Source organism: Pseudomonas machongensis, from assembly GCF_034961125.1.
GTDB classification, from domain to species: Bacteria; Pseudomonadota; Gammaproteobacteria; order Pseudomonadales; family Pseudomonadaceae; genus Aquipseudomonas; species Aquipseudomonas machongensis.
Genome location: NZ_JAYFUI010000190.1, coordinates 204,627 through 224,443 on the forward strand (window position 1 = coordinate 204,627; position 19,817 = coordinate 224,443).

Below are 19,817 nucleotides of genomic sequence, written 5' to 3' on the forward strand. Positions count from 1 at the left end.
TCCCGACAGGCGTCGCTACGCGCCAAAAGTGCATGGCGGCCTCCCCAGCATCGGCTCAAGGTCTCGAAACATGAACCTGAAGTTCCGCCACAAGATCCTCCTCAGCGCCTGCGGTGTCGTGGTATTGGCATTCGCATTGTTCACCCTCTACAACGACTACCTGCAGCGCAACACCATCCGCCAGAACATCGAATCCTCGGTCCAGCAGGCCGGCGCGCTCACCGCCAGCAGCGTGCAGAACTGGATGGGCGGACGCATCCTGATCCTGGAGAACCTCGCCCAGGACATCGCCCAGCAAGGTACCGGCAATCAGGTCGCCGGGCTGGTCGACCAACCCTCATACACCAGCAACTTCCAGTTCACCTACTTCGGCCAGAACACCGGGCTGTTCACCCAGCGCCCCGACGCACAGATGCCCGAAGGCTACGACCCGCGCAAACGCCCTTGGTACACCGCTGCGGTGAGCGCCAACCAGACCCTGCTGACACCGCCCTACCAGGCATCGGTGGGCGGCCTGGTGGTGACCATCGCCATACCGGTCAAGGCCCGCAACAATGGTGAGCTGCTCGGGGTTGTCGGTGGTGACCTGAGCCTGGACAGCCTGGTCGACATCATCAACGCGGTGGACTTCGGCGGTATCGGCCACGCCTTCCTGGTCGACCGTGAAGGCCAGGTAATCGTCAGCCCCGACAAGGACCAGCTGATGAAGAACCTCAAGGACATCTACCCCAGCAGCGGCCTGCGGGTCGAGCCGGGCATGCAGGACGTGACCCTCGGCGGCGAAGAGCGGATCGTCTCCTTCACCCAGGTCAAGGGGCTACCCTCGGCGCAGTGGTACATCGGCCTGTCCATCGACAAAGACAAGGCCTACGCCGCCCTCGGCCAGTTCCGCAGTTCGGCCATCATCGCCATGATCATTGCCGTGGCTGCCATCGCTGTCGTGCTCGGTCTGCTGATCCCCCTGCTGATGCGCCCGCTGACCACCATGGGCCGCGCCATGCACGATATCGCCGAAGGCGAAGGCGACCTCACCCGTCGCTTGCAGGTGCAGCACAAGGACGAGTTCGGCGAGCTGGCCATGGCCTTCAACCGCTTCGTCGAGCGTATCCATGCCTCGATCAGCGAAGTGGCCTCGGCCACGCGGCAGGTGCACGACCTGTCCGAACAGGTGATGAGTGCTTCCAACGCCTCGATCAACGGCTCTGAGGAACAAAGCCTGCGTACCAACAGCGTGGCGGCAGCGATCAATCAGCTCGGCGCCGCCACCCAGGAAATCGCACGCAATGCCGCCGATGCCTCGCAGCACGCCAGCGGCGCCAGCGATCAGGCCAACGACGGGCGCCAGGTGGTGGAGGATGCGATCAATGCCATGACCGCGCTGTCGCACAAGATCAGCGAGTCGTGCGAGCAGATCGAAACCCTCAACGCCAGCACCGACGAGATCGGCAAGATCCTCGACGTGATCAAGGGCATCTCCCAGCAGACCAACCTACTGGCGCTCAACGCCGCCATCGAAGCCGCGCGCGCCGGGGAAGCGGGCCGAGGCTTCGCCGTGGTCGCCGACGAGGTGCGCAACCTGGCACACCGCACCCAGGAGTCGGCCGAAGAGATCCACCGCATGATCACCAGCCTGCAGGTTGGCTCACGCGAGGCGGTGCACACCATGAACGCCAGCCAGGTCTCCAGCGAGCAGACCGTGCAGGTGGCCAACCAGGCGGGCGAGCGCCTGGCCAGCGTGACCCTGCGCATCGGCGAGATCGATGGCATGAACCAGTCGGTGGCCACGGCGACCGAGGAGCAGAGCGCGGTGGTCGAGAGCTTGAACCTGGATATCACCCAGATCAACGCACTCAACCAGCAAGGGGTGCAGAACCTCAACGAAACCCTGCGCCACTGCGATGCGCTGACCCAGCAGGCGGGACGCTTGAAGCAGTTGGTGGGCAGCTTCAGGATCTGAAACTGCTTCACTGCACGTGGAGGAGCAGCTGTCTTATTCAAAATCTGACAGCCAGCTCAATCCCTGTGGGAGTCACTGTCTTAGTCAAAATCTAAAGGTCAGCCCAATCCCCTGTGGGAGCGGGCTTGCCCCGCGATCACCGGCGCAGCCGGTGCCATGCTCCGCGGTGTTCTTTTCGCGGGCAAGCCCGCTCCTACAGGGGAACGGTGAAGCTGCCGCGTTATAACCTAATAACGAACAATTCTATTTGGCTATAAAGAACAATCTATATCCTGCTGCCATCCGACAACGGGCTAGCGGGCAGATTGAGTAGCGTATGGATGTAGGTTCTTTCGGTTTCACCATTGCCGGGCTGGTCGTGGGTTTCATCGTCGGCATGACCGGCGTCGGCGGCGGTTCGCTGATGACCCCGATCCTGCTGTGGTTCGGTATCAACCCCGCCACCGCCGTGGGCACCGACTTGCTCTACGCGGCAATCACCAAGGCCAGTGGCGTCTGGGTGCATGCACGCAACAAGAACATCGACTGGAAGATCACCGGCTGGCTGAGCCTGGGCAGCGTGCCCGCGGCAGCGCTGACCCTGTGGTTCCTCAGCACCCTGCATGCCGATACCTCGGCACTCAACGCCATCATCAAGCAGGGCCTGGCGGTGGTGCTGATCCTTACCGCCCTGGCGATCCTGTTCAAGTCGCGCCTGCAGGCCTTCGCCAGCAAGCATGCAGGCGATCACTACCATCTCAGCGACCGCAGCCTGAACCTCCTCACCGTGATCACCGGTGTAGTGCTCGGGGTCATGGTCACCCTGACCTCGATCGGTGCCGGCGCCCTGGGCACCGTGGCGCTGTTCCTGCTCTACCCGTTCCTGGTGACCCGGCGCCTGGTCGGCACCGAAATCGCCCACGCCGTGCCACTGACCCTGGTCGCGGGCCTGGGCCATGCCGGCATGGGCAACATGGACTGGTCGCTGCTCGGCTACCTGCTGCTCGGCTCGCTGCCGGGCATCTACCTGGGCAGCCACCTCACAGGCCGCATCTCCGATCGTGTGCTGCGTCCCTGCCTGGCGGGCATGCTGCTGCTGATCGGCTACAAGCTGGCCTTCTGATCCCGCCCCTCAGGCCGGGCCCAGGCGCATGCGCCAGACCTCGGTTCGGCTGAGTTCGAGCCGTGAGCACGGCGGGACATCGATACGCTGGTAGGCCCCGAGCGAACTGCCGAGCACTTCGACCATAGCGGCGCGCATCACCATCGGGTGCGTGACCGCCCACCAGTCGCCCGGCGTGTCGAATGCCTCCAGCCACTGCGCCACGCGCTTGTGCAGCGCGGCGAAGGACTCTCCACCATGGGGCGCCGCGTCCACGTCAACCTGCCACCACGCCAGGGCTTCGCTCTGCTCGCGCTGCAACTGCTTGAGCGCAACGCCCTGCCAATGCCCCATGTCACAGTCGGCCAGCGCCGTCTCGATACGCACCTCGGGGGCGAGCCAGGCGGCGGTTTCACGGGCGCGCAGTTCGGGTGCGCTGAGTACTTGCACTCCGTCGGGCACAGCCTTCAACAGCGGGGCATCGCCCAGTACGGGATCGTCGGCCAGCGCAAATCGCCCGGTTTTCTGGGCGTGGGTCAGGGCATGACAGATCAGGGTCAGACGGACGGCTTTCACCTTGGAGTTTCTCTGGCAAATGAGGATTAGGGCATCGAGGAACGCTGCGCTAGGATCGCCAGTCTAACCCAGGCAATTAGCCATCAGAGTCGATTCGATGATCATCACCTCCCGCCCTCCTCCCGGTCCTGTCCTGCTCGCTCTGCGTGAAGGTACGCAGGCCTGTCACAAGTCCCTGGAGGCGCGCCTGCCGTTTTTCAGCGAAGGTTTCGACCATGACGCCTATCGCCGCCTCATCGAGGCGTACTACGGCTTTCACGCACCGCTCGAAGCATTGCTGGCCACGCACCAGGGCAATGAGCGCAACAAGGCTGAGGCGCTGTGCCGCGACCTGCAGGCGCTCAAGCTGAGCGCCGAGCAGATAGACGCGCTGCCGCTGTGCCGGGACTTGCCAGCCATCACCGATGAGGCCAGCGCGCTGGGTGTGATGTACGTACTGGAGGGCTCCACACTCGGTGGCCAGGTGCTCAAGCGTGCCATGGCGCAGCGCCTGGGTATCGACGCCGACAGCGGCGGTGGTTTTCTCGATGTGTATGGCAGCGCCACCGCCAGCCACTGGCGCGGCTTTATCGAACGCCTGGATCGGCGCCCCCTGTCACCCGAAAACCAGGCCCGCGCCGTGGCTGCGGCGGTCGCGACCTTCACCTGCTTCGAGCGCTGGCTGGAGCAGCGCGCGGTGTTGTTGCACCCAACTGAGTGCTAAGCGCCACCGTTGATCAACCTGAAAAACGTCACATACCCTGTAGGAGCGGGCTCGTCCCGCGATCGGGCGCGAAGCGGCCGTAAAACCGGGCTTCGAGGTGTTTCAGGAATACCCCGGTTGCCTGATCTACGGCCGCTACGCGCCCGATCGCGGGACGAGCCCGCTCCTACAGGGGGGCGCCTGTGTTTTGATATCAGAACGAAATATTCAACGCCGCAAACAGCGCCCTGCCCGGCTGGTTGTAGGTGTTGGCACCGGCGCTGCTGGCGTTGCCGCCGCGCAGGATCTGCTTGTCGAACACGTTGTTCACCCCCACCCGCACATCGTAGTTGGCGTTGAACTTGTACCCGGCACTCACATCCACCAGCCCATAGGCTTCGACATCCTTCTGCGCCGACTCGTCATAGCGCTCCTGGGTGCGGTAGTTCCAGGTCGGCGACTTCTGCTTGCCGAACCAGGTACCGGCCAGCTGCAGCGACAACTTGTCGGTCGCGCGCCAGTCCAGGGTGGTGTTGACCGTGTACTCGGGGATCACCGACAGCGGCTCGCCGGTCTCGCGGTTGTCGTTGTCGAGCATCCAGGTCAGGTTGGTGTTCCAGTCCAGGCTCGGGGTGAGCTCGACGAACAGGTTGCCCTCGAGGCCCTCTACCCGTGCCTTGCCGGCGTTTTCCCACTGAGTCACACGACTGCCGCCATTGATCGCGTAGACCACGTCGGTGCCGCCAATGATCTTGTTCTGGTAGTCGTTGCGGAAATAGGTCGCACTGGTACGCCAGGTGCCGCGGTCATACAGCAGGCCGATCTCCTTGTTGACGCTGATCTCAGGCTTGAGATCGGCGTTGCCCTGCAGGTAGCAGCCGCCGGAGTTGGTCTGCTGCACGCTGCAGCCATTGCCGCGGCTGTAGAGCAGGTAGCTGGGGTTGGACTGGTACAGGTTCGGCGTCTTGTAGGCACGGGCGATGCCGCCCTTGAAGGTCAGTTCGTCGGTGATCTTGTGCGACAGGTTCAAGCTGGGGCTGAAGTTGTCGCCGAAGGTCTCGTGGTGATCGAAACGCAGACCCGGCGTGACGGTGGTCGCGCCAATGATGATGTTGTCCTCGACGAACAAGGCGTGGCTGCGCGCCTGCATCTTCGAATCGCTACGGTCGAAGCCTGCGATCACGTCGTTGCCAACGCCTGTCGGGTCGGAGCTTTGCGGACGGAACGAGCCCTGGTCGTTGAGGGTTTCATAGAGGTACTCGCCGCCAACGGTCAGCACGTGCTCCGTGGCGCCCACGGCGAACGGCAAGTTGACCTCGCTCGACAGGCGCGTGTTGCGCAAGCGCGAGAATGCCGCATCGTTGCCGTCGATCGCCCCTTCGGTACGCCCGGCCATGCCCTCGTTCAAGCGCCAGTTGCGCACGTACTCATAGGCCAGCACGGTCTTGCTGGTGCCCCAGGTGAAGTCGCCCAGGTGCGTCAGGTCGTAGGTGCTGCGCTGCATCACGTTGGTCTCGTGGCCATACAGGCTGGAGATCAGCTGCGCGTTGCCACCGCCGTTGCTGTTCATGGTGTCGCCAGCGTAGATATTGCCCTGGCGGCTGTAGCCTGCGCTCATCTCCAGGCGATGCTCGTCGTTGAGCTTCCAGCTCAGCAGGCCGTTGATATCCTTGTTGCGCACACCCTCGCGCCCGGCCACGGTCGAGCTGCCAGCGTGTGCGGCGTTGATGTCCAGGTCGTCGGCGTCGGTCTTGGCCAGGCCGCCGTAGAGACGGAACCCCAGGTTGTCGGTCAGGCCACCACCGAGGTTGAAGTTGGTCCGGTGGCTGGCGCCCTCGGCGCTGTCCTCCGGCATCAGGGTGTACAGGCTGACGCTGCCCTTGAGTGCTTCGCTGGGGCGCTTGGTGATGATGTTGACCACCCCGCCCATGGCGCCCGAGCCATAGCGCGCGGCTGCGGGGCCACGCAGGATTTCGATGCGCTCGACCGCTTCGGCCGGCACCCAGTTGGTCTCGCCGCGGGTATCGCGGTCGCCGTTCCAGCCATAGCGCACCGAGTTGCGTGCACTCGATGGCTTGCCATCGATCAGGATCAGGGTGTTTTCCGGGCCCATGCCGCGCAGGTCGATCTGCCGGTTGTTGCCACGGGCGCCGCTGGCACTGTTGCCGGTGAGGTTGACCCCCGGTTCGCGGCGGATGATGTCGGACAGGTCATTGGCCGGCGGACGGCGCTTGATGTCCTCTTCGGTGATGACCGACGATCCCAGCGCCTGGCGCGCCTCACGCTCGGCGGTCACCAGCGTGTCTTCGATGACCAGCGCCTGCTCGGCGAATGCTGAAGTCGTTGCCACGGGCGCGGCCAGGGTAACGATGGCCAGCGCCAGGCGGTGCGGGGAAGATCGGGTGTGCATCGGTACATCTCCTGAAATCGTGTGCGAGAAGCAAGCCGCGCCCCGGTCGGCAGGCCCCTCGCCCACCGGCCCGGCAAAAAGGCGGGTCCGTCAGGGATGGCGAATATAACGATTCTCAAATAGGTTTAAATCTTATTTACGAAATTTACAGATTGCCCGTAAACCCGCCTGGCAGACACCCGCACCCGAGGCGGGCTAGACCAGCACCGCGCCCAGAGCATTGATGGCCTGCACCAGCTGTGGTGCGTCACCCTGTACCCGTACCGCCAGCCCTTCGATCTCGCGACGGACCGGATACTGCTTGCGCAGCAGGTCAAATGCCGCACGTTGCTCGGTGGGATCCTCGCTCAGGCTGCGACGAAAATCCGCATCGTCGCGACGCGGGTCGTAGACCGCACGGCACAGGGTTGCCAGCGCCCAGGCCGGGTCGGCGCTGGCATCGAAGTCCAGGCGTGCCAGCGCTGGCGACGGCAGCAGGTCGGCCAGGTGCACCTGCTCCGGCAAACCTTGCGAACGGCAGAAGGCCTGGTAGATCTGCGCGGTCCCGCGCTGCTTGCCATCGAGGCTGTAGCCGGCGATATGCGGCGTGGCCAGGGTGCACAGGTCGGCCAGCGCCAGGTCGACCTGCGGCTCGCCCTCCCAGACATCCAGCACCGCGTGGACATCCTCGCGGTCCAGCAGCAGCTCGCGTAGGGCCTCATTGTCCACTACCGGCCCACGGCTGGCATTGATCAGCCAGGCCCCTGGGCGCAGGCGGGCCAGTTGCCGCGCACCGAGCAGATGCCAGGTCGGATGTTCGCCGCCGCGTTGCAGCGGGGTATGCAGGCTGATGGTGTCACACTGCTCAAGCAACGTGTCCAGGCTGACGAAGTCGCCCTCTTCGCTGGCTGCGCGCAGCGGATCGCACACCAGCACCTGCCAGCCCAAGCCCCGCAGTACACGGACCAGACGCCCGCCCACCTCACCGGCTCCAACCACGCCATACACCCGCTTGGGCAGCTCCACGCCATCGAGCTCGGCCAGGGTCAGCAGGCTGCCCAGCACGTAGTCCACCACGCCGCGGGCGTTGCAGCCAGGCGCGCTGCTCCAGTGGATGTCGGCCTGAGCGAAGTATTCGAGATCAAGGTGGTCGGTGCCGATGGTGCAGGTGCCGACGAAGCGCACCTTGCTGCCTTCGAGCAGTTGCCGGTCGACGCGGGTGACCGAGCGCACCAGCAGCAGATCGGCATCCCTGACGCAGGCTGCATCGATGGCCCGGCCAGGGTAACGGCGGATTTCGCCGAATCCGGCGAAGAAGGCATCGAGCAGCGGGATATTTTCGTCGGCAACGATCAGCATGGGCGCTCTCCTTTCAGGGGAGCGCAGTGTAGGCGCTGTGGCCTGTGCGATCCAGCTCAGTCGGCCTTCTTGCGAATCCAGTACAGGTAGGTGCCGGCGTCTTCCTGCTGTTGCACCAGCTCATGGCCGAGGAAGGTGCAGAACTTGGGGATGTCGCGGCGGGTCGAGGGGTCGGTGGCGATGACCTTTAGCAGGCCGCCAGCAGCGAGGTTGCGCACGTGCTGATGCAGCATCATCACCGGCTCCGGACAGTTCAGGCCGGTGGCGTCGAGGGTCGCGTCTGGAGTGAAGTCGGTCATGGTGGGCTCCGCAAAGTGTGGGGTATTGTCGCGCAAACCGCGTGCAGGTCAAACAGGGGCCGCAGCACGGCCCCGATCGTCTCAGCGCGGCTTGAGGTCGAGCCGGCGAAGGTGGCAAGTGACCTCTTCGCGGTCGTGGTACAGCTGCTTGCAGGCGATCGACACCTTGACCTTGCGCGCCTTGAACGAGGCCTCGATGCGATCGAGCAACTTGCGCACCTCGGCGTGACGCTGCTTCATCGGCAGCTTGAGATTGACCACGGCCTCGCGACACAACCCCTCGCCCAGCCAGGTTTCGATCAGCGAGGCCGTGCGGGCGGGCTTCTCGACGATGTCGCAGACCATCCAGTCAACGGTCTGCTTGGGCTTCCAGGTAAAGCCATCGGCCATCAGGTGCTGCACCAGCCCCGTATCCATCAGGCTTTCAGCCATCGGACCGTTGTCGATGGCGGTGACCAGCATGCCACGCTTGACCAGCTGGTAGGTCCAGCCGCCCGGTGAAGCGCCCAGGTCGACGCCGGTCATGTCGTCGTTCAGGCGTTGGTCCCATTGATCGCGGGGGATGAACTGGTGCCAGGCTTCCTCAAGCTTGAGGGTCGAGCGGCTCGGCGCCTCGCGCGGGAACTTCAGGCGCGGGATGCCCATCGGCCACAGCGCCGAATTGCCCGCTTCGGCCAGGCCGAGAAACACCCGTCGGCCACTGATGAACGTCAGCAGCAGGCGTGGCTTGCTGGCATCCTCGACCAGACGCCCGGCCTTCTCCAGCGCCTTGCGCAGCGGCACCTCGAATTTGCGGCAGAAGGTCGACAGCTCCTTGCCGTCGTTGCTGTCGAGCACCTCCAGCCACAGGCTGCCACACACCGGCAGGCCCGCCAGGTGCTCGAGCAGCACACTGATCCGGTCAGTTTCCGGCAGCTCAACGAAGTCGCCGCGCGCCCATTGGCGCGGGAAGATCAGCCGGTCGAAGCGCAGCTCACGCATCAGGCGTTCGGCACCGCCTTCGTCGAGGCAAACGAACTCGGCGCTGGCGCTCTGCGGCTTGCCCTTGGCATAGCCGGCCACGCCCAGGTGCGCGGCGTGTTCGCTGATTTCGGCGCAGACCTCGCCCTCGAAGCCGGGCCGGCAATGCATGAACAGGGTATTCATCTCTTACTCCACATCACTGGCGCAGACAGCGCCAGGGCGGCGAATGATAAAGGAAGTTCGGAACCTGCGACATGCCCCGCAGGTCCAGAACAACGTCAGGCCCGCCAAAGCGGTCTAACCTGATTGTTCAGCCTGGCCCGTGCCGTGCGGGCCGATACAGAGCGGTGATACCGGTAACCACGACTGCCGGGCACCGGAGCACAAGGAGTTGGCAATGCCCTCGCTCGATAGCCTGAAAACCCTCAAGACCCTCCAGGTGGCCGACCGCGCCTACCACTATTTCAGCCTCACCGAGGCCGCCAGCCAGTTGGGCGACCTGCAACGCCTGCCCATGTCGCTCAAGGTCCTGCTGGAAAACCTGCTGCGCTGGGAAGACGGTGAAACCGTCACCGGCGACGACTTGCGAGCCCTGGCCGGCTGGCTGCAAGAGCGACGCTCCGACCGCGAGATCCAGTATCGACCTGCGCGGGTACTGATGCAGGACTTCACCGGCGTGCCCGCCGTGGTCGACCTCGCCGCCATGCGCGCGGCCATGGCCAAGGCTGGCGGCGATCCCCAGCGGATCAACCCGCTGTCGCCGGTTGACCTGGTGATCGACCACTCGGTGATGGTCGACCGCTACGCCACCGCCGAAGCCTTCGAACAGAACGTCGACATCGAGATGCAGCGCAACGGCGAACGCTACGCCTTCCTGCGCTGGGGCCAGAGTGCCTTCGACAACTTCCGCGTGGTGCCACCGGGCACGGGGATCTGCCACCAGGTCAACCTGGAATACCTTGGCCGCACCGTGTGGACCCGCGAGGAAGACGGGCGCACCTACGCCTTCCCCGACACCCTGGTCGGCACCGACTCGCACACCACCATGATCAACGGCCTGGGCGTGCTCGGCTGGGGTGTCGGTGGCATCGAGGCGGAGGCGGCGATGCTCGGCCAGCCGGTGTCGATGCTGATCCCAGAGGTGATCGGTTTCAAGCTCACCGGCAAGCTGCGCGAAGGCATCACCGCCACCGACCTGGTGCTGACGGTCACGCAGATGCTGCGCAAGAAGGGCGTGGTCGGCAAGTTCGTCGAATTCTATGGCGACGGCCTGGCCGACCTGCCGCTGGCCGACCGCGCCACCATCGCCAACATGGCGCCGGAATATGGCGCCACCTGCGGCTTCTTCCCGGTCGATGACGTCACCCTCGACTACCTGCGCTTGTCCGGTCGTCCCGACGAGACCGTGCAACTGGTCGAAGCCTACTGCAAGGCCCAGGGCCTGTGGCGCCTGCCTGGCCAGGAACCGCTGTTCAGCGACAGCCTGGCGCTGGACATGCACGAGGTCGAAGCCAGCCTCGCCGGGCCCAAGCGCCCGCAGGACCGAGTGGCGCTGTCCAAGGTCAGCCAGGCCTTCGACGGCTTCATCGAACTGCAGCCCAAGCCCTTGGCCAAGGAGGTCGGACGCCTGGAAAGCGAAGGGGGTGGCGGTGTTGCCGTGGGTAACGCCGACCAGGCCGGCGAGATCGACTACACGCACAACGGCCAGACCCACAAGCTGCGCGACGGCGCCGTGGTGATCGCGGCCATCACCTCCTGCACCAACACCTCCAACCCCAGCGTGATGATGGCCGCCGGGCTGGTTGCCAAGAAAGCCATCGAGAAAGGCCTGGCCCGCAAACCCTGGGTCAAGAGCTCGCTGGCGCCAGGTTCGAAAGTAGTCACCGACTACTTCAAGGCGGCCGGCCTCACCCCCTACCTCGATCAGTTGGGCTTCGACCTGGTCGGCTATGGCTGCACCACCTGTATCGGCAACTCGGGCCCGTTGGACGAGGCCATCGAGAAGGCGATCGGCAGCGCCGACCTGACCGTGGCCTCGGTGCTGTCGGGTAACCGCAACTTCGAAGGCCGGGTGCACCCGCTGGTCAAGACCAACTGGCTGGCCTCGCCACCACTGGTGGTGGCCTATGCCCTGGCCGGCAGCGTGCGCGTGGACCTCACCCAGGATGCCTTGGGCACTGGCAAGGACGGCCAGCCGGTATACCTGCGCGATATCTGGCCCAGCCAACAGGAAATCGCCGACGCGGTGGCCAAGGTCGATACCGCCATGTTCCACAAGGAGTATGCCGAGGTGTTTGCCGGTGACGCCCAATGGCAGGCCATCGAAGTACCCCAGGCCGCTACCTATGTCTGGCAGGACGACTCCACCTACATCCAGCACCCGCCGTTCTTCGACCATATCGGCGGCCCGCTGCCGGAAATAGCCGACGTGCACGGGGCGCGCATTCTCGCGCTGCTCGGCGACTCGGTGACCACCGACCACATCTCTCCAGCCGGCAACATCAAGGCCGACAGCCCTGCCGGTCGCTACCTGCGCGACAAGGGCGTGGAGCCGCGCGACTTCAACTCCTACGGTTCACGTCGCGGCAACCACGAAGTGATGATGCGCGGCACCTTTGCCAACATCCGCATACGCAACGAAATGCTCGGCGGCGAGGAAGGCGGCAATACGCTGCATGTGCCCAGCGGCGAAAAACTGTCGATCTACGATGCCGCCATGCGCTACCAGGCGCAAGGCACGCCGCTGGTGGTGATCGCCGGGCAGGAATACGGCACCGGCTCCAGCCGCGACTGGGCCGCCAAGGGCACCAACCTGCTGGGGGTCAAGGCAGTGTTGGCCGAGAGCTTCGAGCGTATCCACCGCTCCAACCTGGTAGGCATGGGCGTTCTGCCCCTGCAGTTCAAGGCTGGCGACGATCGCAAGCGCCTGGGCCTGACCGGCAAGGAGCGCATCGATGTGCTGGGGCTCAGTGGCGCGCAGATCCGCCCAGGCATGAACCTGCAGTTGCGCATCCTGCGCGAGGATGGCCAGCAACAGGAGATCGAGGTGCTGTGCCGGATCGACACGCTCAATGAAGTCGAGTACTTCAAGTCGGGCGGGATTCTGCACTACGTGCTGCGACAACTGATCGCCGGTTGAAGGGAAGGCATCGCGGGTTCGCCCGCGATGCCTCTGCGACGTGTCCTGGCGCCTTCGGGGTGAGTCAAAGCATCATATCGATTTGCCACCTACCGGATTTCCGATGTCGCCTGCCCACTGGATCGCCCTCGCCCTGCTTGGTCTGGGCTATGCCCTCGCCCTGTTCCACGGCCACCTGGGGCTCGCCACCCTGCCCGCCTTGCTCGCCCTGTGTTGTACCGCACTGCTGGTGCGACGACCCGCAGGCTGGCAACGAGTGCTCGGGCACGGCTTGTTCATCGTCCTGGCCCTTGCCCTGGCGTTGCACTGGTTGCCCGGTTTCCAGGGGGCAAAGGTCATCGACAAGGTGGTGTTCAGCGAGGGCGCGCTGCCGTTCTCCATGTACCTGAACCTGGACAAGCCGCTGATCGGCTTCTGGATTCTGCTGGCTTGCCCCTGGATCCTGAGCCTGCGCGGGCGCGGTCTACTGCCAAGCCTCGGGCTGGTCTTGCCGCTGACATTGCTGGCTTGCCTGGGTGGCGCCTGGTCGCTTGGGATAGTGGGTTGGGCGCCGAAATGGCCGGAACAGACCTGGATCTGGGCCCTGAACAACCTGCTGCTGGTCAGCCTGACCGAAGAGCTGCTGTTCCGCGGTTATATCCAAGGTGGGCTGCAACGCCTGTTCAGGCACCAGGGGCTTGCATTGATCGTGGCCGCGCTGTTGTTCGGCCTGGCGCATCTGGGGAGCGGCTGGCAGTGGTTCTACCTGGCAAGCCTTGCGGGTATCGGCTACGGCCTGGCGTATCGACTCGGCGGCTTGAGCGCTGCGGTCGTGTGCCATTTCGCTGTCAACCTGACCCATTTCGCATTGTTTACTTATCCGATGCTGGCCCCAGGCTGAACAACGAGTCATGATCGGACCATAACGTCATAAATCGTTAAAAATGCTGACATCTTGAGTGCAAATGCAACCAACGAGCCGCTTCCCTAGCTGATGGCTCATGGCCACTTATTGCTCCAGATCAAGCAAGTTAAATATTCACTCAATAAAACCATGGGCTTGCCGATACCTGTCGAAAGCCTTGCGGATTGAACAGCCAATGCGTAACAACCAGCCGATTACCCAGAGAGAACGGACTTTCCCTGCCCAGCAGCGGTTGATTTCCACCACCAACGCCAAAGGCGTGATCACCTACTGCAACGATGCTTTCATCGAAATCAGCGGTTTCTCACGCGAAGAGCTCACGGGAGCGCCACACAATCTGGTACGCCACCCTGACGTGCCCCCAGCAGTGTTCGCCCACATGTGGCAGACCCTCAAGCAGGGCCTGCCGTGGATGGGGATCGTCAAGAACCGCTGCAAGTCGGGCGACCATTACTGGGTCAATGCCTACGTCACGCCGATCTTCGACAACAACCAGGTGGTCGGTTTCGAGTCGGTGCGGGTCAAGCCCACGGCCGAACAGATCCGTCGCGCCGAAGCGCTTTACCAGCGTCTGAACCAGGGCAAGCCGGCGGTGCCGCGTCGTGACAAGTGGTTGCCGGTACTGCAGGACTGGCTGCCGTTCATTCTCATCAGCCAGATCGGCTTCCTCATCGGCAACTGGCTCGGCCACTCCTGGGGCTTTGCCCTGGCTGCGGCCGTTTCCGTCCCCCTCGGCCTGCTTGGCCTCACCTGGCAGCAGCGCGGCCTCAAGCGCCTGTTGCGCCTGGCCGAACAGACCACTTCCGATCCGCTGATCGCGCAGATGTTCACCGACAGCCGTGGCGTGCAGGCACGCCTGGAAATGGCCATGCTCAGCCAGGAATCCCGCCTGAAAACCTGCCTCACCCGGCTGCAGGACAGTGCCGAGCACCTGAGCGAGCAGGCGCGCCAGTCCGATGTGCTGGCGCACAAGAGTTCTTCGGGGCTGGAACGCCAGCGCGTGGAGACCGAGCAAGTCGCCGCTGCCGTCAACCAGATGGCTGCTACCACGCAAGAAGTGGCCAACCACGTGCAGCGCACCGCCGATGCCACCCAGGAAGCCAATCGCCTGACCAGCCAAGGCCGTCAGATCGCCGGGGAAACCCGCGAAGCCATCGAACGCCTCTCCGCAGCGGTGGGTGAAACCGGCCAGACCGTCACCCAGTTGGCCAAGGACAGCGACGAGATCGGTGGTGTGGTCGATGTGATCAAGGGCATCGCCGACCAGACCAACCTGCTTGCGCTCAATGCTGCCATCGAAGCGGCCCGCGCCGGCGAAATGGGCCGGGGCTTCGCCGTGGTTGCCGACGAAGTGCGCCAGCTGGCGCAACGTACCGCCGAATCCACCGGACAGATCCACGGCCTGATTGCCAAGCTGCAGCAGACTGCCAGCAATGCCGTGCAAACCATGGAGACCGGCCACCGTCAGGCCGAGGAAGGCGTCGAGCGAGTGATGCAAGCCGACCAGGCGCTGGTAGGGATCAGCGAAGCGGTGGCCAACATCACCGACATGGCGACCCAGATCGCGGCTGCCACGGAAGAACAGACTGCAGTGGCGGACGAGATCAGCCGTAACATCAGCACCATAGCCAATCTGGCCGACCAGACGGCAGAGCAGGCGCAGCATTCGGCACTGCTCAGTGAAGAACTGACCAGTACGGCTGGAACGCAGTACTCGCTAGTGGAGCGGTTCAACCGCTGAGTGACAAAAAAGGGGCTGCGTGAGGCAGCCCCTTTTTTTACCAGTCCAGACTCAAACGGCTCTGGAAATACCGCTTTTCACCCGTCAGCGGATCGTCGAACCCTAGACTTTGCGCCAGCAGTTTCAATGGCCGCTCGTAGTCGTCCTCGCCCTCGAGCAATGTCGGATAGAACGGGTCGTTGTTGATCGCGGCGCCCAGTGCCGCCATGTGCACTCTCAACTGATGGGTCTTGCCGGTCACGGGCGAGAGCCCGTAACGCCACAGGTTACCGTTCTTCTCCAGGACTTCGGCCAGGGTCTCGCTGTTCGCCACCCCTTCGACCTCACGCATGCGAAAGAACGGCTCACCATGCTCCAGCCGACTACGGTGCACCAACGGAAACTCCCGCGTCGGCAGCGGTGCAGCGATGGCCTGGTAGCGCTTGTCGATGCGCCGCTCGGGAAACAGTCGCTGATAGGCGCTGCGCGACTGCGGATTGGACGAGAACAGTACCAACCCCGCCGTATGCCGGTCGATGCGGTGCAGCGGCACCAGGTGGGGATTGTCAAGACGACGGATCAGGCGTCGCAGCAGGGTGTGCTCGACATATTCGCCCGTGGGTGTGACTGGCAGGAAATGCGGCTTGTCCGCCACCACCAGGTGCTCATCGCAATGCAGGATCGTTTCCTCCACGGGAATGGGCCTTTCATTGGGGACTTCACGAAAGTAATGCAGACGCATGCCACGGCGGTAAGGCAGATCGGCCGCCACTGCCCTGCCCTCGGCATCGAGCACTCGCCCTCGACTGAAGCGATCGAGCCATTGGTCACGGCCAATGCCCTTGAAGTGATCGCACAGGCAATCGAGGACCGTGATCCAATCGCCAGGCGGCAAACAAACGGTACTGGCTTGCTGGTGAGCTGGGTCGAACGGCGTGGACATGGCAGGCTCTGTAATCAATGAGCGGGCATTATCGCCAATGCCCGCTCACTCAACCAGCCTCGCCAACTTGCTCACAACGCGACTTGAGCCAGCGCAACACCTGCACCGCCTCCCAGCGTCCGGCATCATAAAGGGCGTAGACCACCCCCTCGTAGCCAACGACATCCAGCGGGCGATGAAACCCTGCGCGCTGGAACAGTGCCTCGATCTCGGCAAAGCAGGTATTGAAATGGACCTTGCCGAACGGAGTACGGTCGTCGGTCACCAAGCCCTCCATGCGCAGCTCGAGCACCGCATCGCACACCGCTTCCGGGGGCATGCGGTTGACGCTGTACTTCAGTTGCTCGACATTGTGCATCGCCTCACCCCAAATACTGTATCTTTATACAGCATACGAATACCGTGGCCATTCCGTCAATTCGCAACAGCTCATTGCAAGCCTGGCAGGTGGCCGGTCCCCTTGCGAACAGTCATTACCTGGCGCCTGGGGTTGTCGCGTGAAATGGCCAGGTGAACCCAGGTGTCGAACTCCAGGATCAGTTGATCGAACACAATGCAACTGTCGCGAATGCATTCGGCCAGTTGCCGGGGCGTCATCGTTTTCACGCACATGTCGGCGGCCAGGCCGAGGCAATGCGCACTGTTGCGCACGCCGCCCACAAGCTGGTTGACGGTTTCATTGCGAAAACCGCTGGTGATCTGGATCGGGGAGTCGATCAAGGCTCGCACCTCTTCGAGCACCCCGCACAGCAAGCGCAGATTGGCCAAAGCCTCGGGATCGGGATCGTTGGGTATAGCGTTGTGCGCGGCGGCCAGCGAAAACGTCATCTCTTCGAGCGTGAAGTTCGGCGTAAGAAACATGATGTGTCCCCGGGTGATCGGCTGTATCGGGCCAGCATCATCGACCAGGACCACACCGGACGGGATGAAGGAAACGCTCCCCCCTACCTGTCACTTGAGGAACGCCGCCACCTGCTGCGCGTCGAACGGCCAGAGCAGTTCGGTGCCGCTGTCGCAGCGACGCAAGACAGGGATGATCAAGCCGTAACGCTCGAACATGGCTTCATCATCGGCGATATCAACCAATTCGACCCACAGCCCGTGCTCGACGAACGGCATCAACACAGCCTCGGCGACTTCACACAAATGGCACCCCAAGGTGCCGAACAATTGGCATTCAGGCAGCATTATCAGTTCCCGGGCCCAGTGAAGAGACGCTCATTCTAGGCCCGCCGGGAGCCGCCTGCATCTGCTGCTCAATCCTGACTGGTAGCGCCGATACGGTGCAGGGACAGGTCCGCCCCCTGGAACTCCTGCTCATGGCTCAAGCGCAAACCATGTACCGCCTTGACCAGCCCGTACACGGCAAAGCCACCAGCCAAGGCCACCAGTACGCCTGCCAGGCTGCCAAACAACTGGCTCGCCAGGCTGACACCGCCCAGCCCTCCGAGCGCCGACTGGCCGAAGATACCGCACGCCAAACCGCCCCAAACGCCGCATACACCATGTAGCGGCCATACGCCCAGCACATCGTCGACTTTCCAGCGATTCTGCGAGGCAGTGAAGCACCACACGAACAGTGCTCCCGCCACCAGCCCGGTCACCAGCGCGCCAACCGGGTGCATGAGATCGGAACCGGCACACACCGCCACCAATCCGGCCAGCGGGCCATTGTGCAGGAAGCCCGGGTCATTGCGCCCGACCAGTAAGGCCGACAGCGTGCCGCCGACCATCGCCATCAGCGAATTGATCGCCACCAGGCCGCTGACACCCTCCAGGGTTTGTGCACTCATGACGTTGAAGCCGAACCAGCCGATGATCAGGATCCACGACCCCAGCGCGAGGAACGGAATACTGGAAGGAGCGAAAGCCACCAGCCGTCCATCACGGTACCGTCCGCGACGGGCACCGAGCAGGATGACGGCAGCCAGCGCCAGCCAGCCGCCCATGGCATGCACCACCACCGAACCGGCAAAGTCATGGAACGGTGCGCCAAACCGGGCTTGCAACCAGGCCTGGACGCCCAGGTTGCCGTTCCACACTGCCCCTTCGAAGAAGGGGTAGACGAAGGCCACGATCAGCGCGGTGGCACATAACTGCGGGGCAAAACGTGCACGCTCGGCGATGCCTCCGGAAATGATTGCCGGAATCGCCGCAGCGAAGGTCAGCAGGAAGAAGCACTTGACCAAAGCATAGCCATGATCGCTGGCCAACTCCGCAGCCGGCTGGAAAAAGCTGACGCCGTAGGCGATCCAGTAGCCGATGAAGAAATACACCAGCGCCGAGACGGCGAAGTCGCTGAGAATCTTGCACAGGGCATTGACTTGGTTCTTGTGCCGCACGGTACCGACCTCGAGAAAGGCGAAACCCGCGTGCATGGCCAGGACCAGAATGGCCCCCATGAGGATGAACAGGGTGTTGGAGCCATGGACGAGTGAGTCCATCGCGCTATGCATGTTTTCCATGGAATGGGCAGACCTGCTGAAAAGTGCACCAGGACAGTTCAGAAACCTTGCTCGCGCACCTGATCGGTGCCTGCCGTGCGCCCCGTTTTGGGGGAGCGGCTACACAGGGAGTGGTTTTTTCTTGGGTTTGTCGTGGATTGGGTTAAGGTTTATCGGTGTCGGCCAGGGCCTTGCACGCAGACGGGGCAGCGCCCGGCATCAACGCCCCGCGACACGGCAGAACAAAGCAAACGCCGTACCAGCGACAAGTGGTGAACCTTCCGCCACACTCATCACTCGAAATAGCCACACACATCGACAGGGAGAGACCCCATGGCCAGCAAATCGGCAAAGACTGCACAAGAGATCTTGATGGCTGACTTCCAGGCACTGGTGCGCGACACCGAGAAATTGCTCGCCGACACCGCCAATCTGGCGGGCGACCAGGCCGACGAACTGCGTGGCCAGATCCACGACCGCCTGCAGCAGGCCCGCGAAAGCCTGCAACTGACCCAGGACTCGGTCCGCGAGCGCGGTCAGGCAGCGCTGGGCAGTGCCGAGGAGTACGTACAGGAAAACCCATGGCAGGCCATCGGCATCGCGGCCGGTGTCGGGCTGCTGGTCGGCCTGCTCGCCAGCCGCCGCTGAGGAGGACGCATGGACAACGATGCCATCGGCGCCGGCGTTTCCGGCAGACGCCTCGGCGCGGCCATCCTGGGGCTGCTGCACAGCCACATCGAACTGTTCGGCATCGAATTGCAGGAGCAGAAAGGCCGTACCCTTCGCCTACTGCTGTTCGCCGGCCTGGCACTGGTATTTGCCCTGCTCCTGCTGACCGCGCTGTCCGGGCTGATCCTGGTGCTGCTGTGGGACAGCTACCGATTGGCCGGCATCGTCGGCCTTTGCGTGTTCTACAGCGCCGCGGCACTCTTTTGCGGCCTGCGCCTGAAGGCCGCAGTGTTCGATGAATCTTCACCGTTCAACAGCACCCTCGAAGAACTCGCCAAGGACCGGGAGCGCCTGTTGCCATGAGCCTGCCTGAACTGCCTAATACCCGTAATCCCCGCGAACTGCGCAAGGCGCTGCTACGCCTGCGTCTGGAAATGCACCGCCAGGAGATCCGCCACGAGTCTCGTCAACTGCTCGAGCCGGTCCAGCGCCTGCGCGGCATGGGCGCATCGGTCCAGGACGGCCTCGGCATCAAGCACGCTCCGCTGTGGGGCCTGGGTGTCGTGGTCGCCATGGGCTTTCTGACCGGAAAGGGCGTGCGCAGCGGCAACCTGGCGCGCCTGGTGCGCCTGGGTGGCAGCCTGGCCCCTCTGGTGCGCCTGTTCCTGCAGAACGGCCGTCATCGCTGAAAC

At 63.7% G+C, this 19,817-nt stretch carries 19 protein-coding genes and 1 pseudogene; 10 read left to right on the forward strand and 10 right to left on the reverse strand.

Going from position 1 to position 19,817, the window contains the following annotated elements:
- Window positions 1-70: 70 nt before the first annotated feature.
- The 3 genes and pseudogenes from VA602_RS26885 to VA602_RS23245 form a co-directional block, all read left to right on the forward strand.
- Window positions 71-1,102 (forward strand): annotated as a pseudogene (locus VA602_RS26885) (HAMP domain-containing protein); the annotation flags it as partial.
- Between the two features lie 69 nt (window positions 1,103-1,171).
- A complete protein-coding gene (locus tag VA602_RS26890; RefSeq protein WP_371105616.1) occupies window positions 1,172-1,957 on the forward strand; it encodes a methyl-accepting chemotaxis protein in 786 nt (261 codons plus the stop codon).
- A gap of 316 nt (window positions 1,958-2,273) precedes the next feature.
- A complete protein-coding gene (locus VA602_RS23245) occupies window positions 2,274-3,059 on the forward strand; it encodes a sulfite exporter TauE/SafE family protein (RefSeq protein WP_054892440.1) in 786 nt (261 codons plus the stop codon).
- Between the two features lie 9 nt (window positions 3,060-3,068).
- On the opposite strand, the gene VA602_RS23250 is transcribed toward VA602_RS23245, so the two are convergent.
- Entirely contained in the window at window positions 3,069-3,614 is a 546-nt protein-coding gene (locus VA602_RS23250) for a histidine phosphatase family protein (protein WP_323454457.1), read from the reverse strand.
- A gap of 97 nt (window positions 3,615-3,711) precedes the next feature.
- Here VA602_RS23250 and VA602_RS23255 point away from each other — a divergent pair, with 97 nt between their 5' ends.
- Window positions 3,712-4,317 (forward strand): biliverdin-producing heme oxygenase, encoded by a 606-nt coding sequence (locus tag VA602_RS23255; protein WP_323454458.1) that lies wholly within the window; start codon window positions 3,712-3,714, stop codon window positions 4,315-4,317.
- Window positions 4,318-4,510: 193 nt separating this feature from the next.
- On the opposite strand, the gene VA602_RS23260 is transcribed toward VA602_RS23255, so the two are convergent.
- From VA602_RS23260 to rlmM, 4 genes are all read right to left on the reverse strand, one after another.
- Entirely contained in the window at window positions 4,511-6,706 is a 2,196-nt protein-coding gene (locus VA602_RS23260; protein WP_323454459.1) for a TonB-dependent siderophore receptor, read from the reverse strand.
- Between the two features lie 195 nt (window positions 6,707-6,901).
- Window positions 6,902-8,044 (reverse strand): 4-phosphoerythronate dehydrogenase PdxB, encoded by a 1,143-nt coding sequence (gene pdxB, locus VA602_RS23265; protein ID WP_323454460.1) that lies wholly within the window; start codon window positions 8,042-8,044, stop codon window positions 6,902-6,904.
- Between the two features lie 56 nt (window positions 8,045-8,100).
- The gene (gene tusA, locus VA602_RS23270; protein ID WP_054892445.1) at window positions 8,101-8,343 is read right to left on the reverse strand and encodes a sulfurtransferase TusA; all 243 of its coding nucleotides are present in this window, start codon (window positions 8,341-8,343) and stop codon (window positions 8,101-8,103) included.
- Between the two features lie 81 nt (window positions 8,344-8,424).
- Window positions 8,425-9,489 carry a 23S rRNA (cytidine(2498)-2'-O)-methyltransferase RlmM gene (rlmM, locus tag VA602_RS23275; RefSeq protein ID WP_054892446.1) on the reverse strand — a complete coding sequence of 355 codons (1,065 nt, stop codon included), beginning with the start codon at window positions 9,487-9,489 and terminating at the stop codon, window positions 8,425-8,427.
- A gap of 214 nt (window positions 9,490-9,703) precedes the next feature.
- On the opposite strand from rlmM, the gene acnA reads away from it, so the two are divergent.
- The 3 genes from acnA to VA602_RS23290 all read left to right on the forward strand — a co-directional run bounded on the left by acnA (window position 9,704) and on the right by VA602_RS23290 (window position 15,090).
- The gene (acnA, locus tag VA602_RS23280) at window positions 9,704-12,445 is read left to right on the forward strand and encodes an aconitate hydratase AcnA (RefSeq protein WP_323454461.1); all 2,742 of its coding nucleotides are present in this window, start codon (window positions 9,704-9,706) and stop codon (window positions 12,443-12,445) included.
- A 103-nt stretch (window positions 12,446-12,548) separates the two neighbouring features.
- On the forward strand, window positions 12,549-13,325 hold the full coding sequence (locus VA602_RS23285) for a CPBP family intramembrane glutamic endopeptidase (protein WP_323454462.1): 777 nt from the start codon (window positions 12,549-12,551) through the stop codon (window positions 13,323-13,325).
- A gap of 199 nt (window positions 13,326-13,524) precedes the next feature.
- Window positions 13,525-15,090, forward strand: a complete 1,566-nt coding sequence (locus VA602_RS23290) for a methyl-accepting chemotaxis protein (protein WP_323454463.1) — start codon at window positions 13,525-13,527, stop codon at window positions 15,088-15,090.
- A gap of 37 nt (window positions 15,091-15,127) precedes the next feature.
- Here the strand turns inward: VA602_RS23290 and VA602_RS23295 are convergent, their stop codons facing one another.
- From VA602_RS23295 to VA602_RS23315, 5 genes are all read right to left on the reverse strand, one after another.
- Window positions 15,128-16,012 carry a pseudouridine synthase gene (locus VA602_RS23295; RefSeq protein WP_323454464.1) on the reverse strand — a complete coding sequence of 295 codons (885 nt, stop codon included), beginning with the start codon at window positions 16,010-16,012 and terminating at the stop codon, window positions 15,128-15,130.
- Window positions 16,013-16,061: 49 nt separating this feature from the next.
- Window positions 16,062-16,370, reverse strand: coding sequence for a hypothetical protein (locus VA602_RS23300; RefSeq protein ID WP_054892451.1), 309 nt, complete (start codon window positions 16,368-16,370; stop codon window positions 16,062-16,064).
- Window positions 16,371-16,441: 71 nt separating this feature from the next.
- Window positions 16,442-16,873, reverse strand: coding sequence for a D-Ala-D-Ala carboxypeptidase family metallohydrolase (locus tag VA602_RS23305; protein WP_153772916.1), 432 nt, complete (start codon window positions 16,871-16,873; stop codon window positions 16,442-16,444).
- Between the two features lie 90 nt (window positions 16,874-16,963).
- On the reverse strand, window positions 16,964-17,200 hold the full coding sequence (locus tag VA602_RS23310) for a glutaredoxin family protein (RefSeq protein ID WP_063544014.1): 237 nt from the start codon (window positions 17,198-17,200) through the stop codon (window positions 16,964-16,966).
- Window positions 17,201-17,268: 68 nt separating this feature from the next.
- Window positions 17,269-18,477 (reverse strand): ammonium transporter, encoded by a 1,209-nt coding sequence (locus VA602_RS23315; protein ID WP_153772915.1) that lies wholly within the window; start codon window positions 18,475-18,477, stop codon window positions 17,269-17,271.
- Window positions 18,478-18,789: 312 nt separating this feature from the next.
- Here VA602_RS23315 and VA602_RS23320 point away from each other — a divergent pair, with 312 nt between their 5' ends.
- Genes VA602_RS23320 through VA602_RS23330 form a run of 3 tightly spaced genes read left to right on the forward strand, consistent with a single transcriptional unit; the run spans window position 18,790 to window position 19,814 of the window.
- On the forward strand, window positions 18,790-19,104 hold the full coding sequence (locus tag VA602_RS23320) for a DUF883 family protein (RefSeq protein WP_054892453.1): 315 nt from the start codon (window positions 18,790-18,792) through the stop codon (window positions 19,102-19,104).
- 9 nt (window positions 19,105-19,113) lie between these two features.
- Window positions 19,114-19,488, forward strand: coding sequence for a phage holin family protein (locus VA602_RS23325; RefSeq protein ID WP_063544010.1), 375 nt, complete (start codon window positions 19,114-19,116; stop codon window positions 19,486-19,488).
- A complete protein-coding gene (locus VA602_RS23330) occupies window positions 19,485-19,814 on the forward strand; it encodes a hypothetical protein (protein ID WP_054892455.1) in 330 nt (109 codons plus the stop codon). Before VA602_RS23325 ends, VA602_RS23330 begins: the two co-directional genes overlap by 4 nt.
- Window positions 19,815-19,817: the final 3 nt, after the last annotated feature.